Annotated in this window: 19 protein-coding genes and 1 other RNA gene; 8 read left to right on the top strand and 12 right to left on the bottom strand. The window is 69.8% G+C overall.

Annotation, left to right across the window (positions count from 1 at the left end; translation table 11 throughout):
• Nucleotides 1-2 precede the first annotated feature (2 nt).
• Nucleotides 3-335: a hypothetical protein gene (locus AB0H00_RS18390; RefSeq protein WP_357267562.1), complete on the bottom strand. Its 333-nt coding sequence runs from the start codon at nt 333-335 to the stop codon at nt 3-5.
• A 433-nt stretch (nt 336-768) separates the two neighbouring features.
• Here AB0H00_RS18390 and AB0H00_RS18385 point away from each other — a divergent pair, with 433 nt between their 5' ends.
• Nucleotides 769-1,155: a hypothetical protein gene (locus AB0H00_RS18385; protein WP_357267560.1), complete on the top strand. Its 387-nt coding sequence runs from the start codon at nt 769-771 to the stop codon at nt 1,153-1,155.
• Nucleotides 1,156-1,200: 45 nt separating this feature from the next.
• Nucleotides 1,201-1,323, top strand: coding sequence for a hypothetical protein (locus tag AB0H00_RS18380; protein WP_357267558.1), 123 nt, complete (start codon nt 1,201-1,203; stop codon nt 1,321-1,323).
• A 19-nt stretch (nt 1,324-1,342) separates the two neighbouring features.
• Here AB0H00_RS18380 and rnpB read toward each other — a convergent pair.
• Nucleotides 1,343-1,757, bottom strand: an RNA gene (rnpB, locus tag AB0H00_RS18375) — RNase P RNA component class A.
• A gap of 36 nt (nt 1,758-1,793) precedes the next feature.
• Between rnpB and AB0H00_RS18370 the strand changes: the two genes are divergently transcribed.
• Together AB0H00_RS18370 and AB0H00_RS18365 are read left to right on the top strand one after the other, a co-directional pair.
• Nucleotides 1,794-2,681, top strand: coding sequence for an alpha/beta fold hydrolase (locus tag AB0H00_RS18370; protein WP_357267556.1), 888 nt, complete (start codon nt 1,794-1,796; stop codon nt 2,679-2,681).
• Nucleotides 2,682-2,853: 172 nt separating this feature from the next.
• The gene (locus tag AB0H00_RS18365; protein WP_357267554.1) at nt 2,854-3,372 is read left to right on the top strand and encodes a TrmH family RNA methyltransferase; all 519 of its coding nucleotides are present in this window, start codon (nt 2,854-2,856) and stop codon (nt 3,370-3,372) included.
• On the opposite strand, the gene AB0H00_RS18360 is transcribed toward AB0H00_RS18365, so the two are convergent.
• The 3 genes from AB0H00_RS18360 to AB0H00_RS18350 form a co-directional block, all read right to left on the bottom strand.
• Nucleotides 3,373-3,810 (bottom strand): hypothetical protein, encoded by a 438-nt coding sequence (locus AB0H00_RS18360; RefSeq protein WP_357267553.1) that lies wholly within the window; start codon nt 3,808-3,810, stop codon nt 3,373-3,375. It abuts the gene before it with no gap.
• 175 nt (nt 3,811-3,985) lie between these two features.
• A complete protein-coding gene (locus AB0H00_RS18355; RefSeq protein WP_357267551.1) occupies nt 3,986-4,405 on the bottom strand; it encodes a GNAT family N-acetyltransferase in 420 nt (139 codons plus the stop codon).
• A 170-nt stretch (nt 4,406-4,575) separates the two neighbouring features.
• Nucleotides 4,576-4,986 carry a hypothetical protein gene (locus AB0H00_RS18350; RefSeq protein ID WP_357267549.1) on the bottom strand — a complete coding sequence of 137 codons (411 nt, stop codon included), beginning with the start codon at nt 4,984-4,986 and terminating at the stop codon, nt 4,576-4,578.
• Between the two features lie 143 nt (nt 4,987-5,129).
• Here AB0H00_RS18350 and AB0H00_RS18345 point away from each other — a divergent pair, with 143 nt between their 5' ends.
• The gene (locus tag AB0H00_RS18345) at nt 5,130-6,026 is read left to right on the top strand and encodes a helix-turn-helix transcriptional regulator (RefSeq protein ID WP_357267547.1); all 897 of its coding nucleotides are present in this window, start codon (nt 5,130-5,132) and stop codon (nt 6,024-6,026) included.
• On the opposite strand, the gene AB0H00_RS18340 is transcribed toward AB0H00_RS18345, so the two are convergent.
• The 5 genes from AB0H00_RS18340 to cobC all read right to left on the bottom strand — a co-directional run bounded on the left by AB0H00_RS18340 (nt 6,017) and on the right by cobC (nt 11,160).
• Nucleotides 6,017-7,222, bottom strand: coding sequence for a bifunctional RNase H/acid phosphatase (locus AB0H00_RS18340; protein ID WP_357267545.1), 1,206 nt, complete (start codon nt 7,220-7,222; stop codon nt 6,017-6,019). The genes AB0H00_RS18345 and AB0H00_RS18340 overlap by 10 nt on opposite strands.
• Before the next feature lie 46 nt (nt 7,223-7,268).
• Nucleotides 7,269-8,006 (bottom strand): C4-type zinc ribbon domain-containing protein, encoded by a 738-nt coding sequence (locus AB0H00_RS18335; protein ID WP_357267606.1) that lies wholly within the window; start codon nt 8,004-8,006, stop codon nt 7,269-7,271.
• 72 nt (nt 8,007-8,078) lie between these two features.
• Nucleotides 8,079-8,723, bottom strand: a complete 645-nt coding sequence (locus tag AB0H00_RS18330) for a hypothetical protein (protein WP_357267543.1) — start codon at nt 8,721-8,723, stop codon at nt 8,079-8,081.
• A gap of 210 nt (nt 8,724-8,933) precedes the next feature.
• Nucleotides 8,934-10,055 carry a Nif3-like dinuclear metal center hexameric protein gene (locus AB0H00_RS18325; protein WP_357267541.1) on the bottom strand — a complete coding sequence of 374 codons (1,122 nt, stop codon included), beginning with the start codon at nt 10,053-10,055 and terminating at the stop codon, nt 8,934-8,936.
• Nucleotides 10,056-10,122: 67 nt separating this feature from the next.
• Entirely contained in the window at nt 10,123-11,160 is a 1,038-nt protein-coding gene (gene cobC / locus AB0H00_RS18320) for an Rv2231c family pyridoxal phosphate-dependent protein CobC (protein ID WP_357267539.1), read from the bottom strand.
• 44 nt (nt 11,161-11,204) lie between these two features.
• Between cobC and AB0H00_RS18315 the strand changes: the two genes are divergently transcribed.
• Nucleotides 11,205-11,729 (top strand): low molecular weight protein-tyrosine-phosphatase, encoded by a 525-nt coding sequence (locus AB0H00_RS18315; RefSeq protein WP_357267537.1) that lies wholly within the window; start codon nt 11,205-11,207, stop codon nt 11,727-11,729.
• The gene (locus AB0H00_RS18310) at nt 11,729-12,613 is read left to right on the top strand and encodes an SURF1 family protein (RefSeq protein ID WP_357267535.1); all 885 of its coding nucleotides are present in this window, start codon (nt 11,729-11,731) and stop codon (nt 12,611-12,613) included. The genes AB0H00_RS18315 and AB0H00_RS18310 overlap by 1 nt, the downstream gene beginning before the upstream one ends.
• Before the next feature lie 124 nt (nt 12,614-12,737).
• Here the strand turns inward: AB0H00_RS18310 and AB0H00_RS18305 are convergent, their stop codons facing one another.
• Nucleotides 12,738-13,655, bottom strand: coding sequence for a cobalamin biosynthesis protein (locus AB0H00_RS18305; protein WP_357267534.1), 918 nt, complete (start codon nt 13,653-13,655; stop codon nt 12,738-12,740).
• Nucleotides 13,656-13,811: 156 nt separating this feature from the next.
• On the opposite strand from AB0H00_RS18305, the gene sigJ reads away from it, so the two are divergent.
• Nucleotides 13,812-14,774, top strand: coding sequence for an RNA polymerase sigma factor SigJ (sigJ, locus tag AB0H00_RS18300; RefSeq protein ID WP_357267604.1), 963 nt, complete (start codon nt 13,812-13,814; stop codon nt 14,772-14,774).
• A gap of 42 nt (nt 14,775-14,816) precedes the next feature.
• On the opposite strand, the gene ald is transcribed toward sigJ, so the two are convergent.
• A complete protein-coding gene (gene ald / locus AB0H00_RS18295) occupies nt 14,817-15,932 on the bottom strand; it encodes an alanine dehydrogenase (protein WP_357267532.1) in 1,116 nt (371 codons plus the stop codon).
• Nucleotides 15,933-15,982 lie beyond the last annotated feature (50 nt).

Raw genomic sequence — 15,982 nt, 5'->3', positions numbered from 1 at the left:
TCCTACTGCAGCGCCAGCATGGTGCCGTTCAACTGCTCAACCGGCCCGTAGACGGTGAAGGTGACCCGGCCGCCGGGGACCGAGGACGACACCTGGGCCGCCACGTCGAGCGCCTCACCGAACGAGGCCGCCGAAGGATGCGGCAGGCCGGCGATCGTCTGGCCGAAATGGTTCTGAGATACCCACGCCGTGTCTGCGGGGCTGAGGTCGACTTGGACCCCACCCGGCAGCGGAGTCACCGCGACCGCGCTGGCGGAACCGGTGCCGAGCACGGCGAAAACCGATGCGGCCCCGGCGACCAATGCACCGGCGACCAATGAGCGAACTACTCGCATATGAGTTGAGACCTGCTTTCCCGCGATCGGAGTACGAATGGCCCGTTGCTGCCCGGCAACGGGCCGTGCCAACGGCGACTACTTTATGACGTCGATCACGATGAAGGCCAGCTCCACAGGAATCGACATGGCGGAAACTTCGAGCGGCGACACGACCGCGCCCACGGCTGCTAACGTGGCCCGCCGTGACGGGTGTCGCGTGCGCCCGCACATTTCGAAATGTCCCGTACGTCGACAATTGGGAGCTCTGCACCTATGTCATCGATCCTGTTCGACTACCTTTTGCCCCTCCTCGGCCCCGAGCAGGCCGCGCACTGGGCTCAGGTCTTTATGGTCAACCCGGTCTGACCGCGCGATTCTTCTCCCCCACGCGTCGCCTCCCGTTCACCTGACGGGAGGCGGCCTTGGTTCCGGGCCGCTAGCATCCCGCTGCGTGAGAAGAACTACCGCCGCTCTCGCGGCCAGTGCCGCCCTGTTCGCCCTGATCCTCGCCGGCTGCGGGGATGACGAAGCAACCAGCGCCACCCCGTCGACCACCACCTCCGGCGCGCCCTCGACGCAGGGCGGCGAGGCCCTGGCCGTCGACAGCGTGAAGGCGGGCGCGTTCGTCGTCAGCTTCCGCGGCGCGTTCCCGAAGCTCGCCGAAGGCAAAGACGATGCGAAGATCGCAAGCATCTTGTCCGAGGGGTGCAAGGACATCAAGGCGGGCAAGTCCGAAGACGAAGTCGTCACAAACATCGCCAAACGAGCCGGGGGCAGCACCGAACCCAGTTCGGAAGAGGCCAAGGCGATCTATCAGATGACCAAACTGATGTGCTGAGTGAATTACTTCCGCAGCGGCAGACACCTCATCAGGTAGCCGATCATGATCACGACGATGGCGGCAATCGGCACCGACACGCGGGAACGTCGAATTCTGCGGCGACGCACCCGGATCGGCATCCGCCGCCTGCGTTACGACAGGGCATCCGCCCGGGCGAATCCCTGATGTTTCGCCGACGTCGGGGCGGACGAGTCGGTCTCTAAGCCGGATCCTGTACCCGGTTCGCACCGGTGGCGACCATCCATCTGGACACACCGTCGCCGGGTGCCTCGAGCGGTCCACCCGCAGGCTCGGGCGAGCGACCCTCGAACGCCTGCGCAGCCGCACCGCGAGCGGTGCGACCTTCGACCTTGCTCCGGGCGGGGTTTACCTAGCCGCCCCGGTCACCCGGGGCGCTGGTGCGCTCTTACCGCACCGTTTCACCCTCACCGCACGGCCCCGAAAGGCCATGGGCGGTCTATTTTCTGTGGCACTTTCCCGCGGGTCACCCCGGGTTGCCGTTAGCAACCGCCCTGCTCTGTGGAGTCCGGACTTTCCTCGGCTCCGGGCAGCGGCACACATGTGCCCGTTCCCGGCGCCGCGGTCGCCCGACCAACTCGTCCGCGGTAACAGGATACTAGGTACGGTTACTGGCCATGGAACGTGTCGAGGTCGGCTTCCCCTCCGGAAGCGAGCAGTGCGCCGCGTGGCTTTATCGCCCGGACGGAGCACCAAAACCCCGCCCCCTCGTGGTGATGGGACACGGCCTGGGGGCCAATCGGGAAATGGGACTCGACCGCTACGCGCGGCGCTTCGCCGCCGCGGGCATCGCGGTTCTGGTGTTCGACTATCGACATTTCGGGGCCAGCCAGGGCACGCCGCGCCAGGTGGTGAACATCGCCCGCCAGCGCGCGGACTGGCATGCCGCCATCGCGTTCGCGCGCACCCTGCGCGGCATCGACGCGACCCGAATCGCCTTGTGGGGCACCTCTTTCGGCGGCGGGCACGTGCTGTCGGTCGCGCCGGACGACGCCTACATCGCGGCCGTGGTCGCGCAGGTGCCGTTCACCAGCGGCTTGGCTTCGGCGCTGGCGAAGGGACCGATCAGCCTGGTCAAGGTCGCCACCATCGCCACGACCGATCTGCTGATCGGCCCGATCCGGCGCAAGCCCGTCGGCATCCGGCTGGCGGGCCGCAAGTGGGCGGCGGCGCTGATGAGCGCATCCGACGTCCCGGACGGCAACCGCAGACTGGTCGAGGAGAGCGAGACCTACGAGCCGAAAGTCGCAGCGCGCGTGGCTATCTCCGCGCTGTTCGATGCGCCGGGCCGACGTGCGAAGGCACTGAAGATGCCGGTCCTGTACGCGCTGTGCGACAACGACTCCATCGCGCCGGTGAAATCGGCGATGCAGGCCGCCGACCGCACCAAGCACGCGATCGTGAAGCGCTATCCGGCAGGGCATTTCGACATCTACTTCGACGACGTCTTCGAGAAGGCCGTGTACGACCAAACCGAGTTCCTGGTGTCGGTGCTGCGGCCCTGAGCTCCCACGGCGCGACCCGGCCGGGCGGGTCGCGCCGCGCGATCGGTGACGTATCGTGGGGTGACAGTTCGTTTCCCGGGCAGTCCGCCCTCGGTGATGGCCCCGATGCGCCGCGAAGCATCTTTTCGATGAAAGTTGCTCTCTCCTATGGGAAGACACTTCCCGTTCCACAATGAGCTCCGCGCGGGTCAGGACCCGCACGGAACTGCGCGGACAGCGGCGCAGACGCAGCCACGGCTGCTGGAACCATCTGCTGATCGCACCACTGTGGCCCAAGCACGGCGTCAACCTGGGGACGCTGCTGCGTACCTGTGACGCCGTCGGCGCGTGCATGGTGGTGCCGCGGCGCCCCTGGGTGCCCGACGCGCTCGCGCAGGGCAACACGTTGCGGCACCGACAGTGCGTGCACTGGGTCGACGGACGGGTCGAGCGGTGGCTCGGGCGCCAGCGTGACGGTGGTTCGGCGATCGTCGGCGTGGAACTCACCGACGAATCCATCCGCCTGGCCGACCTGCCCGTCGCCCGGCGGCGCACCGTCATCGTGCTCGGACACGAGACCAGCGGGATCCCGCCGGAAGGGCTCGAGCTGCTCGACGTGGCAGTCGAGATCCCGATGGTCGGCACCGGGCACAGCCTCAACGTGGCGGTCGCGGGCTCACTGGTGCTCTACAAGCTGGCCGGACTGTGCTGATCACGTTTGCCGTCCGCGGATGGCTCGCCAGACAACGAACGCGATGATCGCGGCGGGGGCGGCGGCGAGCAGGGGTTGTTTGCGGAACAATTCCAGCAGCGTGCGGCCCTGCTGGACGATGGGTTCGGGAACTCCGGCCGCCCCACGCTCGCCGGCGGCGGCGGTGTTCGCCTCCGTCAGTTCAGCGCGCGCGGCCGCCCGGCGAATGGACGCCGCCGCCTTTTGGGTGGCCTCCTGGCTCTGACCCGCCCGTCGCGCGGCGGCCACCTTCTCCTCTGCCTCCCGTGTCGCCTCCGCGGCTCGGCGGCGCACGTCGGCGGCTTTGCGTTCGGCCGCGTGCCGCGCCTCAGCGGCCGTGTCCTCGGCGTCGGCCGCCTCGCTGCGCGCGGCGCCTGCGACTTTCTGGACACCGTCGGTTTCCGAGTTACGTTCGTTCATCGCTGTCTCCTGTCCTCGGCGGCGCGGTGCCGGGCGGATGTCCTGATGGTGTCGATCGGCGAGCGCGACACCGACGGACCGAGGCGCTGGACCAGTGGACCGCTCGTCGCACCCTGTCGAGGGCCGGTTACCCGGCGACCGCGCAGGCAAACCGAACCTCAGAGGCGCAGTTCGATCATGTGTTCCCGTCGTGACCTGGTGCGAGGGGTCCGCTGACCCCGGTCAGCGCGAAGCCGTTGCGTCGATACAACTGCTCAGCGAACATGTTCCCCTCGGCGACCTCCACACCGACCACGCGATGACCACCGCGCGCGGCCCATTCGATCACCGCGCGCACAAGCAGATCCGGTACCCCGGTGCCGCGCGCCTCGGGTGCCACCACAACGAAATCAGTTGCCCCACCGCGATTCAGGTCTGGCATGCCGGCGACGGTGCCCAGCTCGACCCCCGCGGAACCGGCCAGAAACTGCGCCGGTCCGACAGCGCACGCCGCCGGGCACGCTCGGTGCGGGCCTTCGCCTCCGCCAGGGTCGAACCGAAGAACTGTGACGCATCGGCCGGCGCCCGGAGCCGGACCCGCCGGAACACCACCCACTCGTCAGGGATGAGCTGCCTGATCTCGAACGTCGAGACATCCACCCGGAACTCTTCACTCTCCCGGCGCTGTCGTGCGCAAAGGGTTCTCCAGACGCGGCGTCTCCGGTCGAACCGTGAGCCCCGGCGGCGCGGCGGGATCGGTCGTCGGTATGCGTTGATCGCGACCGCTCAGGCGCGCCGGCGCAGGCCGGTGAATTCGAGCCCGGCGAAGACCGCGACCACCGCAGCGCCGACGAGCAGGAACGCCACACCGAGGACGGTGAGGTCGAGAACACCGGATTCGGCCAGCGCGATCATCGCTACGGCCGACACCGCGTTGACAGCGACGACCCCGTTCGCCTGCCGCGCCCGGATCTCGGGCTGTCTCGCGATCAGCAGCAGGACGAGCGCACCGCCGAGCATGGCGACACCGAACACGACACTCCAGACGGTGGGCAGCCCGAGCGGGTCCCGCAAAGCCGCGGCGCCCGCCAGCAGCACACCGCCGAAGATTCCGGTGCTCCAGCCGTCCACCCGCAGTGTGGTACGCAGGAAGTCGCGGGCGGGTGCGGGCCGGGTGGCCGGGGTCGAGATGCTCATGTCTGCTCCTGTGGTCGATCCGGTGGGGGCCTATCGGTTCCCGAGACCAACCCTGCGGACTCGAGGTCGGCGTCTCAATAACCTCTGACGTCATGGCTCCGCGGCACGGCGGGTGATTAGCTGGTCAGGTGGCACATACACCGGTGGGTACGGAATCGAGGGCGGGCAGTCTGCTACGTGCATGGCGGCAGCGACGCAGGCTGAGCCAGCTCGATCTGGCGCTGGCGGCCGACACCTCGGCACGCCACCTTTCCTATGTGGAGACCGGACGGGCCAAGCCGAGCCGAGCGATGGTTTTACGGTTATGCGAGACGCTGGATGTGCCGCTGCGCGAACGCAATACGCTGCTGATGGCCGCGGGCTACGCACCGGCGTATCGGGAGAGCAGCCTGGACGACGCGTATCTCACCTCGGTCCGCGCCGCGCTGGACACCATGCTGACCGCGCACGAGCCATACCCGGCGGTGGTGGTCGATCGGGTGTGGAACGTGGTGACCGGCAACGCGGCGATGGACGTGCTGATGCACGGCGTTCCCGACCACGTGCGGGCACCACAGCCGAACGTGTACCGGCTGGTGCTACATCCGGAAGGGCTCTCCGCCCGGCTGGCCAACCTCGCCCAGGTGCGCGAGCTGTTCGTGGAGCGGCTGGCCAGGCAGGTCACCGCGAGCGGCGATCCCGAGCTGGCGGCGCTGTACGACGAGGTGTCCCGCTACCCGGACCCACCTCGGATCGTGGACGATTCGGAGGAGACAGACACACGAACGAGTCCGTTCGAGGTACCGATCCGAATCCGCACACCCGCGGGCGAGCTGTCGATGTTCAGCACGATGGCCACATTCGGCGCACCGGCCGACGTCACGCTGTCCGAACTGGCCATCGAATTGTTCTATCCGCTGGACCAATTCACCGCGACCGCGCTGCGCAACATTGCGGCAGCGGCGAATTGCCGCTCCGCGACGGGCACGGCGGAGTCGAAGCGGAATTCACCGCATCGCACGAATGTTCCCACACCGTGTTCGGCGTCGCATCAGAGATAGGAAGTGTCGTTCACCAGACGCACCGATGCTTCACCATCGGGATAGAACTCCGCTATCGACAGCGACGCCAGATCCAGATGCAGCCGGTACAGCAGCGACGGGCCGACGCCGAGCGCCAGTTGCAGCAGCGTCTTGATCGGGGTCACATGACTGACCACCACGACGTTCGCGCCGGGATACAACCCGACCAGATCGCGACGGGCCGCGCCCACCCGCTCGCGGACCTGGTCGAAGCTCTCGCCGCCCGGCGCGGCGATCGCGGGATCGCCGATCCAGCGGGCGTGCAGTTCCGGGTCGCGCTGCGCGGCCTCCAGGAAGGTCAGACCCTCCCAGGCGCCGAAGTCGGTCTCGATCAGGCCGTCGAGCACTCTGACCGGCACGCCCAGCGCGGTGGCCGCGGCGTCGGCGGTCTCCCTGGCGCGGCCGAGCGGGGAGCTGACCACGGCCGCGATATCACCTTTGGCGGCCAGCATCTTCGCGGCGCGGGCAGCCTGCTCGCGGCCGAGGGCGGTGAGTGGAGGGTTGCCGCGACCGGAGTAGCGGCGCTGTAGCGACAGCTCGGTCTGGCCGTGGCGCAGAAGAAGAAGACGGGTGGGGCGGCCGGTGGCTCCCGTCCAGCCTGGGCCGGGGTGTGCGGCCTTCGCCGCCGCGGCGTCCGCGTCCCTGACCTCGTCGATCCAACTCGGCAGCTCGCGCTCGTCGGCGGTGGCGACGGCCGGATCGGCGGGCCCCGTCGCCGGCGCCCGCTGCTCACGCGGAGCCGCCGAGCGGACCTCGTCCACCAGGGTGGCGTCGTCCATCGCCTCGTTCGCCAACCGGTCGGCGTGCGCGTTCTGCTCGCGCGGAATCCAGGTGAAGCTCACCCGCGCGAAACCGGCGACCAGCCTGCGCGAGCGGTCCGCGAGCGGAATCATGGCCGCGTGCTTGACCTTCCAGCGGCCGGACATCTGCTCGACGACCAGCTTGGAATCCATCCGCACCGTGACGGATTCGGCGCCGATTTCCGCCGCCGCCTCCAATCCGGCAATCAGGCCGCGGTATTCGGCGACGTTGTTGGTGGCGACGCCGATGAACTCCCGGCGTTCGGCGAGGACCCGGACGCGCTCCGGGTCGTAGACCACCGCGCCGTACCCGGCCGGGCCCGGATTGCCGCGCGAGCCGCCATCGGCTTCGACGATCACCTCGGAATATGTCACCGTCGTCCCCGCTTCGCGCGGGCGGCCGAGCCGGGCAGCGGCCGGCTCACAGCCCCGATTCCTTGGTCCGGACCAGGATCGCGCCGCACTCCGGGCAGCGCACAACCACGTCGGGCGCGGTCTTGGCGATCCGCGCGATCTCGCCGCGGTCGAGTTCGATGCGGCACGCACCGCAGCGGCGGGCCTGCAACAGTGCCGCGCCGACGCCGTGCTGCTCGCGCTGGCGGTCGTAGATCGCGAGCAATTCGGCCGGGAACCGCGCGACCATACCGGATCGGCCGGTATGGCAACGGCCCTGCGCCACATCCAGATCCGCGAGCGCCTCGTCACGATGCCGCTGCGCGGCGGCCAGATCCTCTTCGGTCTTGCTCAGCCTGGCGCCCGCGTGCTCGTGGTCTGCGGCCGAAGCCTCGCGGCGCTCCATGACCTCGAGCAGTTCGTCCTCCAGCACCGAGCGGCGGCGCTCCAGGCTACCCAGCTCATGCTGAATCTCCGTCAGCTGTTTGGCGTTCACCGAGCCCGCGGTGAGCATCCCCTTGTCGCGGTCCTCGCGTTTGCGCACCGCCTCTACCTCGCCCTCCAGCTTGCGGATGTCGCGATCGAGGTCGTCCAGCACGATCTCCACGGCCACCGCGGCGTCCTTGTGCGCGTTGCGTTCGGCCTCCAGCCGGGCCACCTCTTGCTGCTCGGGTAGCACGGTGCGACGGTGCGCGATCCGCGTCAGCTCGGCGTCGACGGCGGCGAGCTGCAGCAGCTTGGCCTGAATCGGGGGTTCGACATTCAACGCGGACAAACTCCTGGACATGGTGGACGGGGTTGGTGTTCAACCGTACCTCGCCGGACCCGTTGCCCCACGCTAGCCGCCGACGGTGCGAGTCTTGATGGCGTCCCTGGAGATGTAGACGTCGTATTCGCCGGGTACCGCGATCACCGCGTTGCCGTAGGCGGAACGCACGAACGGCTGGGTCCACCAGCGGCCCGCCCGCATGTCGGTGAAGAAGTCCCGGTCCCCGTCATTGAGGAAAATCTGATGCTGGGTAGTCGCCACACCGTCCAGGCGCTGGCCGTACAGCCGGCTGATCTGATAGCCGGAGTGGAAGCCGAGGGCGTTCACCCAGGGCTCCAGCTCGACGATGCCCGCCTGCAGCATCCACATGTCACCCTCGACCCGATAGGTCTTGCGCTGTTCGGGATGGTCGTCGTCGCCGTAGAGGGTGAGGTCCACGTCGAGCTGATGCTCCTGCCCCGCCACTTGCTTGGCGACTACGTGCGCCGCCTTGATCTCCCCGGTCAATCCCAGGTACGTCTGCAGCAATGTCACGATCCACAGCAGCACCGCCGCGACCAGCAATAGCACGAGTCCGCTTGCCCCGCGGGCGACCAGCGCCCGCATCCCGACCCGGCGCGCCGTGACGAGTCCGGAGATGATCAGCGCGACACCGACGAGCAGCAGCAGGATCAGGCCGATCTGCACGACCCCGAAATCGACCGGAAAGCTCATGCCCGCGCCTCGCTAGCGCTCGGCTCCGGCATGCGCAATGCGCGCTGTAACATGATTCGCTCGCTGCGCTCACTCATACGCTAGTTGTACCCCGCACGAGCCGTGCAATTCACCCGAACCGACGACTGCATCAATGCGCGAACGCGGTCACGCCCCGATCGTTACGACACCGTGGGCAGGACAACGGCGTTCGGGTCCCGCGGCCGGCGGTCAGCTGGGTGCCCGTACCGTCCACGGGTCGGTGCGCAGCGTGGACACACGGGTCTCCAGTTCGGGCAGCGCGGTCCGGACCACCGATTCCGCCTGTGCGCACCAAGGGAATTCGGTGGCCCAGTGCGCGGCGTCGACGAGGGCGGGGCCACCCCGGCGCAGGTGCTCGTCGACCGGGTGGTGCCGCAGGTCGGCGGTGACATAGGCGTCGACGCCGAGACGGGCCGCGGCAGTCAGGTAGGAATCGCCCGCGCCGCCGCAGACCGCGACGGTGTAGACGGTGCGGTCGGGATCGCCCGCGGCGCGCACGCCCCACGCGGTGGGTGGAAGAGCGGCGGCCACCCGATCGGTGAAGGCGCGCAACGACTCCGGCTGCGGCAGCGTGCCGACCCGGCCGATCCCCAGCGATGAGGGCAGCGGTGCGCGTTCGCTGATGTGGTAAGCCGGGTCCTCATAGGGATGGGTGGCGCGGAGCGCGGCGAGCACCGCCGAGCGCGCCGCGGGCGCGGCGACCACTTCGACCCGGTCCTCCTCGACGTGCTGGAGTTCGCCGAGGGCGCCGTGCGCCGGATTCGCCTCGGCCACCGGACGGAATTGACTGGTCGCGGGCACCCGCAGCGCGCAGTCCCGATAGTTCCCGCTGCCGCCGGCGCCCGCCGCGAAAAGCGCGGCCAGCACCACGTCTGTGTGCGTGCGCGGCACCTGGACCACCCAGTTGTCAACGACAGATTCTGGTTTCGCATCCAGCGGACCGGTCACGGTGAGACCGAGGGACGCGGCGAGCGCGTCCGAAACTCCGGGATCGGCGGAGTCGGCGTTGGTGTGCGCGGTGAACAAAGCGCAACCGGAGCGGATGAGCCGATGCAGCAACGCGCCTTTCGGCGTGTCAGCCGCGACCGTGTCGACACCGCGCAGCAGCAGCGGGTGATGGACCACCAGCGCTTGGGCACCCCTATCGATCGCCTCGTCGACGACGGCGGCGGTGGCGTCGACCGCGAACAGCACGCGGGTCAGCTCCTCCGCGGGATCGCCGCAGACCAGGCCGACCGAGTCCCAGGACTCGGCCAGCCGCGGCGGATAGGCCGCGTCGAGCACCGCGATGAGATCCGCGAGTGTCGTCATCGTCCACCTTCTTCGCATCGTTCATGCATTGCCACATTCGGTTTCGTTCGGCGCGCCCCTGCGGGCATCACAGACCTGCCGACCGGATTGCGTCGACCAGCCGATCCACCTCAGGTCCGTCTCGGACCGCGACCCTCAGATGGTTCGGGCCGAGGCCGGGGAACGTGTCGGCCCGGCGAACCGCGATCCCCTGGTCGGCCAGATGCTTGCGCAGCAATTCGCCGTCCGCGACGTGCAGCAGCAGGAACGGGCCCTCGGCCGGGGTGTAGACATGCACGTCGATTTCGGTCAGGCGCTCGATCATCGCGGCACGTGCCGCGGCGACGGCCTCGGCCCGCCGCTCGGCCTCGATGACCGCCGCCTCGTCGGCGGTGGCGGTGATCGCCTCCAGCTGCAACGTGCCGAGCGGCCAGTGGCCCCGCCCGCGCTCGAGCCGCGCGAGAAGCGCGGGATCGCCGAGAAAGTAGCCGCAGCGCAGACCCGCGAGCGCCCAGGTCTTGGTGAGGCTGCGCAGCACGAGGAGGTCGGGCGCCGCGTCCGCGGCGAGGGATTCGGGCTCGCCCGCCACAGCGTCCGCGAACGCTTCGTCGACCACAATGGTGCGGCCCGGCCTGCGCAGCGCGCGAATGGCGTCAGCCGGGTGCAGCACGGAGGTCGGGTTGGTCGGGTTGCCGAGCACCACCAGATCTGCCTCGACGGGCACCACGGCGGAATCGAGCAGGTAGGGCGGTGGCAGCAGCACCCTGGTCACCGGGACACCCGCGTCGCGCAGCGCGAGTTCCGGCTCGGTGAACGACGGATGCAGCACCGCGGCCAGTCGCGGTGCTAGGCGGGGCAGCATCGCGAAACCCTCCGCGGCGCCCGCCAGCAGCAGCACCTCATCGGGAGCACGGCGGTGCCTGGCCCCGACCGCGCGGCGGGCGGCGTCCGCGTCCTCGGCGCTCGGATAGCGGCCGAGCGCCCCGAGCTGGGCGGCCAGGCGCTGCCGCAGCCACCCCGGCGGCGCCGCGCCCTGGACGTTCACCGCGAAATCGAGCATGCCCGGGCGTGCGTCCACGTCACCGTGGTAGCGCAGTTTCGCGCGGTCGACACTGTCCTCGGGCACGAGACGACACCCTACGTGGCGGCCTCGGCGCGAGACCGGCCAGAATGGCAGTCGTGGGTCAGCTGCACGTGTCGTTCGTCTGTACCGGCAACATCTGCCGTTCTCCGATGGCGGAAAAAATCTTCGCGGTGCATTTGTACCGGTCCGGGCTGGCCGACCGCGTGCGGGTCAGCAGCGCGGGCACCGGGTCCTGGCATGTCGGCGACGACGCCGACCCGCGGACCGACGCGACGCTGCGCAAGTACGGCTATCCGACCGGCCATGTCGCCGCCACGTTCGGCGCCGAGCATCGCGACGCTGATCTGGTGGTCGCGCTGGACAGCTCGCACCAGCGGGAACTGGCCCGCCTCGGCATACCACGGGAACGGCTGCGGCTGCTGCGCACCTTCGACCCGAACGCCGACGATCCGGACGTTGCCGACCCTTACTACGGCAGCGCCGACGACTTCGATCTCGTCCGCGGCCAGATCGAGGCGGCCGTCCCCGGCCTGCTCGACTGGGTGCGCGCCGAACTGCGGACAGCCGCTGAACCGTCCGACCGGAGACCCCTCCTCGACGGACGGCCCTGATGCGCAGGCTCACCTTTCTGCTGCGCCCCAGCTGGCTGATCCTGGCGGTGCTGGTCGCCGCGTTCGCCTACCTGTGCTTCAGCGTGCTCGCGCCGTGGCAGCTCGGCAAGAACACGGCCACCTCGCATCGCAATCAGCTGATCGCCGACTCGGTGCGAGCCGACCCGGTGGACGTCAGCACAGTGTTCGGCGACCCGGCCGCCGACTCACACACCGAATGGCGCCGCGTCACCGCCTCGGGCAAATACCTGCCCGACTCCACGGTGCTGGTGCGGCTGCGCCACCTCGACGGTGCGCCCGGTTACGCGGTGCTCGCGACGTTCCGGCTGGACGACGGGCGCGTGTTGCTCGTCGATCGCGGGCTCGTCGCCGCGGTGGACGGATCCCGCCCACCGCGGATCCCCGAACCGCCCACCGGGCCGCAACGCATCGAAGCGCGGGTCCGCATGTCCGAGGGTGTGGCATCCGGCAAGGATCCGAGCGTCCAGGACGGCTACCGCCAGGTGTACTCCATCGATACCACCCAGGAGTCGACGGTCCTCGGACAGCCCGTCACTGCCATCCCGACCGGCGAACGTGGCGGCTACCTGCAGCTGAGCGAGAACCAGCCGGGCGTGTTCACCCCCACCCCACTCCCACAGCTCGACGCGGGCCCCTATCTGTCCTACGGCCTGCAATGGTTGGCTTTCGGCATCATGGCGCCGCTGGGGCTCGGCTACTTCGTGTACGCCGAGCTCCGGGAGCGGCGGAAGGAAAAGGGCGCCGGCGCAACAACTCACGCCGCAACGACTCCCGTCGACGCAACCCCGGCGACGCCGACCGAACCCGCCGCACCGACCACCGAGGCGCGCCTGGCCGACCGCTACGGCCGCGGACGCAGCTGATCACCTACTGCGACGTCTGCTCAGCCACGCGGTCAGACGCGGTTCGACTCGAGGTGCGAAAGACAAGTGCTGATGCCGCCGGCCCAGCCGAGACACATAGACGTCTGGACTCGCGCGACGCGGCTCAGCGCTTGATGGCGGCGATAGCGGCGGCGAGGAGAGCGGCGGCGCACTGCACGGCTTCGGAGAGCCGCACCGCGCGGCGCAGATCGTGCACGGTGGGGGCGGGGCCGTCTCCGAGGAGCGGGCGCTGTTCGACGCCATGCGGATAATGCGTGCGACCACCCAACCGGATACCGAGCGCGCCCGCCATCGACGCCTCGACCACACCCGCGTTGGGGCTGGGGTGCCCGGCGGCGTCGCGGCGCCAGGCGCGCAGGGCCGCGGCGGGGCGGCCGTCGACAAGCGGGGCCAGCGCGGCCGTGAGCAGGCCCGTGAGGCGGGCCGGAATCAGATTGGCCACGTCGTCTGTGCGGGCCGCGGCCCAGCCGAAACGAAGGTAGCGCTCATTGCGGTAGCCGATCATCGCGTCGAGCGTGTTGACCGCGCGATACCCGAGTAGACCGGGTACACCCGCCACAGCGCCCCAGGCCAATGGTGCGACGGCCGCGTCGGCAGTGTTCTCGGCGATGGACTCCAGGGCGGCGCGCGCGAGCCCGTCCGCGTCGAGCATGTCGGGGTCGCGGCCGCACAGCGACGGCAACAGCGCGCGAGCGCCGTCCAGATCGCCGGACTCCAGCCGATCGGCCATCGCGTGACCGGCGCGCGCCAGGCTGCGACCACCGAGAACCGTCCAGGTCGCGAGCGCAGTCGTGGGCATCCCGCCCCGACGCGCCGCGACGCCGAGCCCGACGATCGCTCCCACCGCGAGCACCTCGTGCACCAGCCCCGCCGCCCGCCGGTCGGCGTAGGTGACCGACTCCAGCGCCGCGGCCGCCACACCGAACCCTGCCACTGGATGCCGTCGCCGGGGATCGCCGAACACCCGGTCGAGCGCGAATCCGACCATCAGCCCGACCGCGTGGGAGGTCCCCTTTTGCACCCGGCGAGGTTATCGGGTGGCCCGACGGTCCGAGCACATGGCCGGGATATCACCGCCGCGCGGACGTGTCACACACCGGGCCCCCACGTCGTCGACCTGGTGAGGCATTCATACACTCGCCCTGTGGGGGGCGAACGACCGAACGGCGAACAGCAAGTGACTTCCGAACAGTCCTCCACTCCGGAGCCCCTCGACCAAGCCGAACTGGCCCGGCGGTTCGAGGAACACCGGCCGTATCTGCGCAGGCTCGCCTACAGCACGCTGGGCAGCCTCACCGACGCCGACGACGTGGTGCAGGAGGCGTGGCTGCGGTTGCAGCGCCAACACGCGGCGGGAACCGCGGGCGAGATCGACAACCTGCGCGCGTGGCTGTCCACGGTGACCGGACGGCTGGCACTCGACCACCTGGGCTCGGCCCGCATGCGCCGGGAACAGTACGTGGGCGAATGGCTGCCCGAACCCGAGGTGACGAGCTGGGACGACCCGGCCGACCGGATCACCCAGGATGAGCGGGTCACCACGGCCCTGCTTGTGGTCCTCGAGTCACTGTCGCCTGCCGAACGCACGGCCTTCGTACTGCAGGACGTGTTCGGTATGAGCGGCCCCGAAGTCGCCGAGGTGGTCGGCCGCACCCCGGCCGCTGTCCGCCAGCTCGCCTCCCGTGCCCGCAAGCACGTCGAGGACGGCACCCCGCGCTTCCCCGCGTCGCCCGACGAGCAGAACAAGGTGGTGTCGGCCTTCGCGCTGGCCTGGCGTTCCGGCGACTTGAGTGCCCTGCTCGGGGTACTCGACACCGACGTCAGCCTCACCGCCGACGGCGGCGGCAAGGTGCCCGCGATCCGGCAGCCCGTGCACGGCGCCGAACTGGTGGCCAAGCTACTGCTCGGTTGGTACCACGCCCCGTCCGCGGCGGGCGCCTGGGGCCGCGCGGTACTGGTCAACGGCCGGCCGGGTCTCGTGGTCTTCGACGGCACGCACACCGGTGTCTTCTCCTTCACCGTCGACGACGGCCGCATCGTCGCGATCGACGTGGTCCGCAACCCCGACAAGCTCCACGACCTGCCCACCAGCGGCCAGCCCGACTGGTACCTGGGCGAGGGCCGAACGGACAAGGCGTAACCGCACGCGATCGACACCCGCTCGTCCGGCGAGATCGCGAGGTCAGCCCGCGATGCCCACCGGCCGCGGCGCCGTATACCCATGTGCGGCGGCGACTTCGACCGACACCAGCCCGCCCGCGTGCGCGGTGAGGCCGTGGGCCAGGTCGGGATGTGCGGAGCAGCCGGCCTCCCAGCCGAGCTCGGCGATCGCGCGGACGTACGGCAACGTGGCGTTGGTGAGCGCGACCGTCGAGGTGTGCGGGACGGCCCCCGGCATATTCGCGACGCAGTAGAACAGCGAATCCGCCACGCGGAAGGTGGGCTCCGCGTGTGTCGTCGGGTGCGAGGCGGCGAAGCAACCACCCTGGTCGATAGCGATGTCGACGAGCACCGAGCCTGGACGCATGCCCGCGACGAGTTCGTCGGAGACCAGTTTCGGCGCCCGGGCGCCCGGGACCAGCACCGAGCCGATGACGAGGTCGGCGGACACTACCGCGCGCCGGATCTCCGCCGTGTTCGACGCGACGGTGGTGACCCGTCCGGCGAACCGAGCGTCGAGTTCACGGAGTCGGCGCAGGTTGGTGTCGAGGACGCTGACGTGAGCGCCCATGCCCACGGCGACGGCGGCCGCGTTCGACCCCGCGACGCCACCGCCGAGCACGACCACCTCGGCCGGACGCACCCCGGGGACGCCGCCGAGCAGCAGTCCCGCGCCACCGAGCGGGGCCATCAGGTGATACGCGCCGATTTGGGCGCCGAGCTTGCCCGCGATCTCGCTCATCGGGGCGAGCAGCGGCAGCGAACCGTCGGAGGCCCGCACCGTTTCGTAGGCGATGGCCGTGATCCCCGAGCGCAGGACGGCGTCGGTGCACTCGCGCGAGGCGGCCAAGTGCAGGAAGGTGAACAGCACTTGGCCGCGCCGCATGCGCGGGTACTCCTCGGCGATCGGCTCCTTCACCTTCAACACCAGATCGGCTTCCCACCAGACCTGGTCGGCGCCCGATACCAGCCGTGCTCCCGCCGCGGCGTAGTCGGCGTCGCGGAAGCCCGATCCGGTGCCCGCGCCTGCCTGCACCACTACCTCGTGCCCGTACCCGGCCAGTTCCCCGGCGCCCGCCGGGGTCAGGGCTACCCGGAACTCTTGCTCCTTGACCTCTTGTGGGACTCCGATCCGCATACCGCCATCGTGGCCCCGTCACCGAGCAGGCGCCACGACCGACGCGCCGA

It is taken from the genome of Nocardia sp. NPDC023852 (genome assembly GCF_040639505.1).
Taxonomy (GTDB): Bacteria; Actinomycetota; Actinomycetes; order Mycobacteriales; family Mycobacteriaceae; genus Nocardia.
This window is presented reverse-complemented; position numbering and strand designations above follow the sequence as displayed.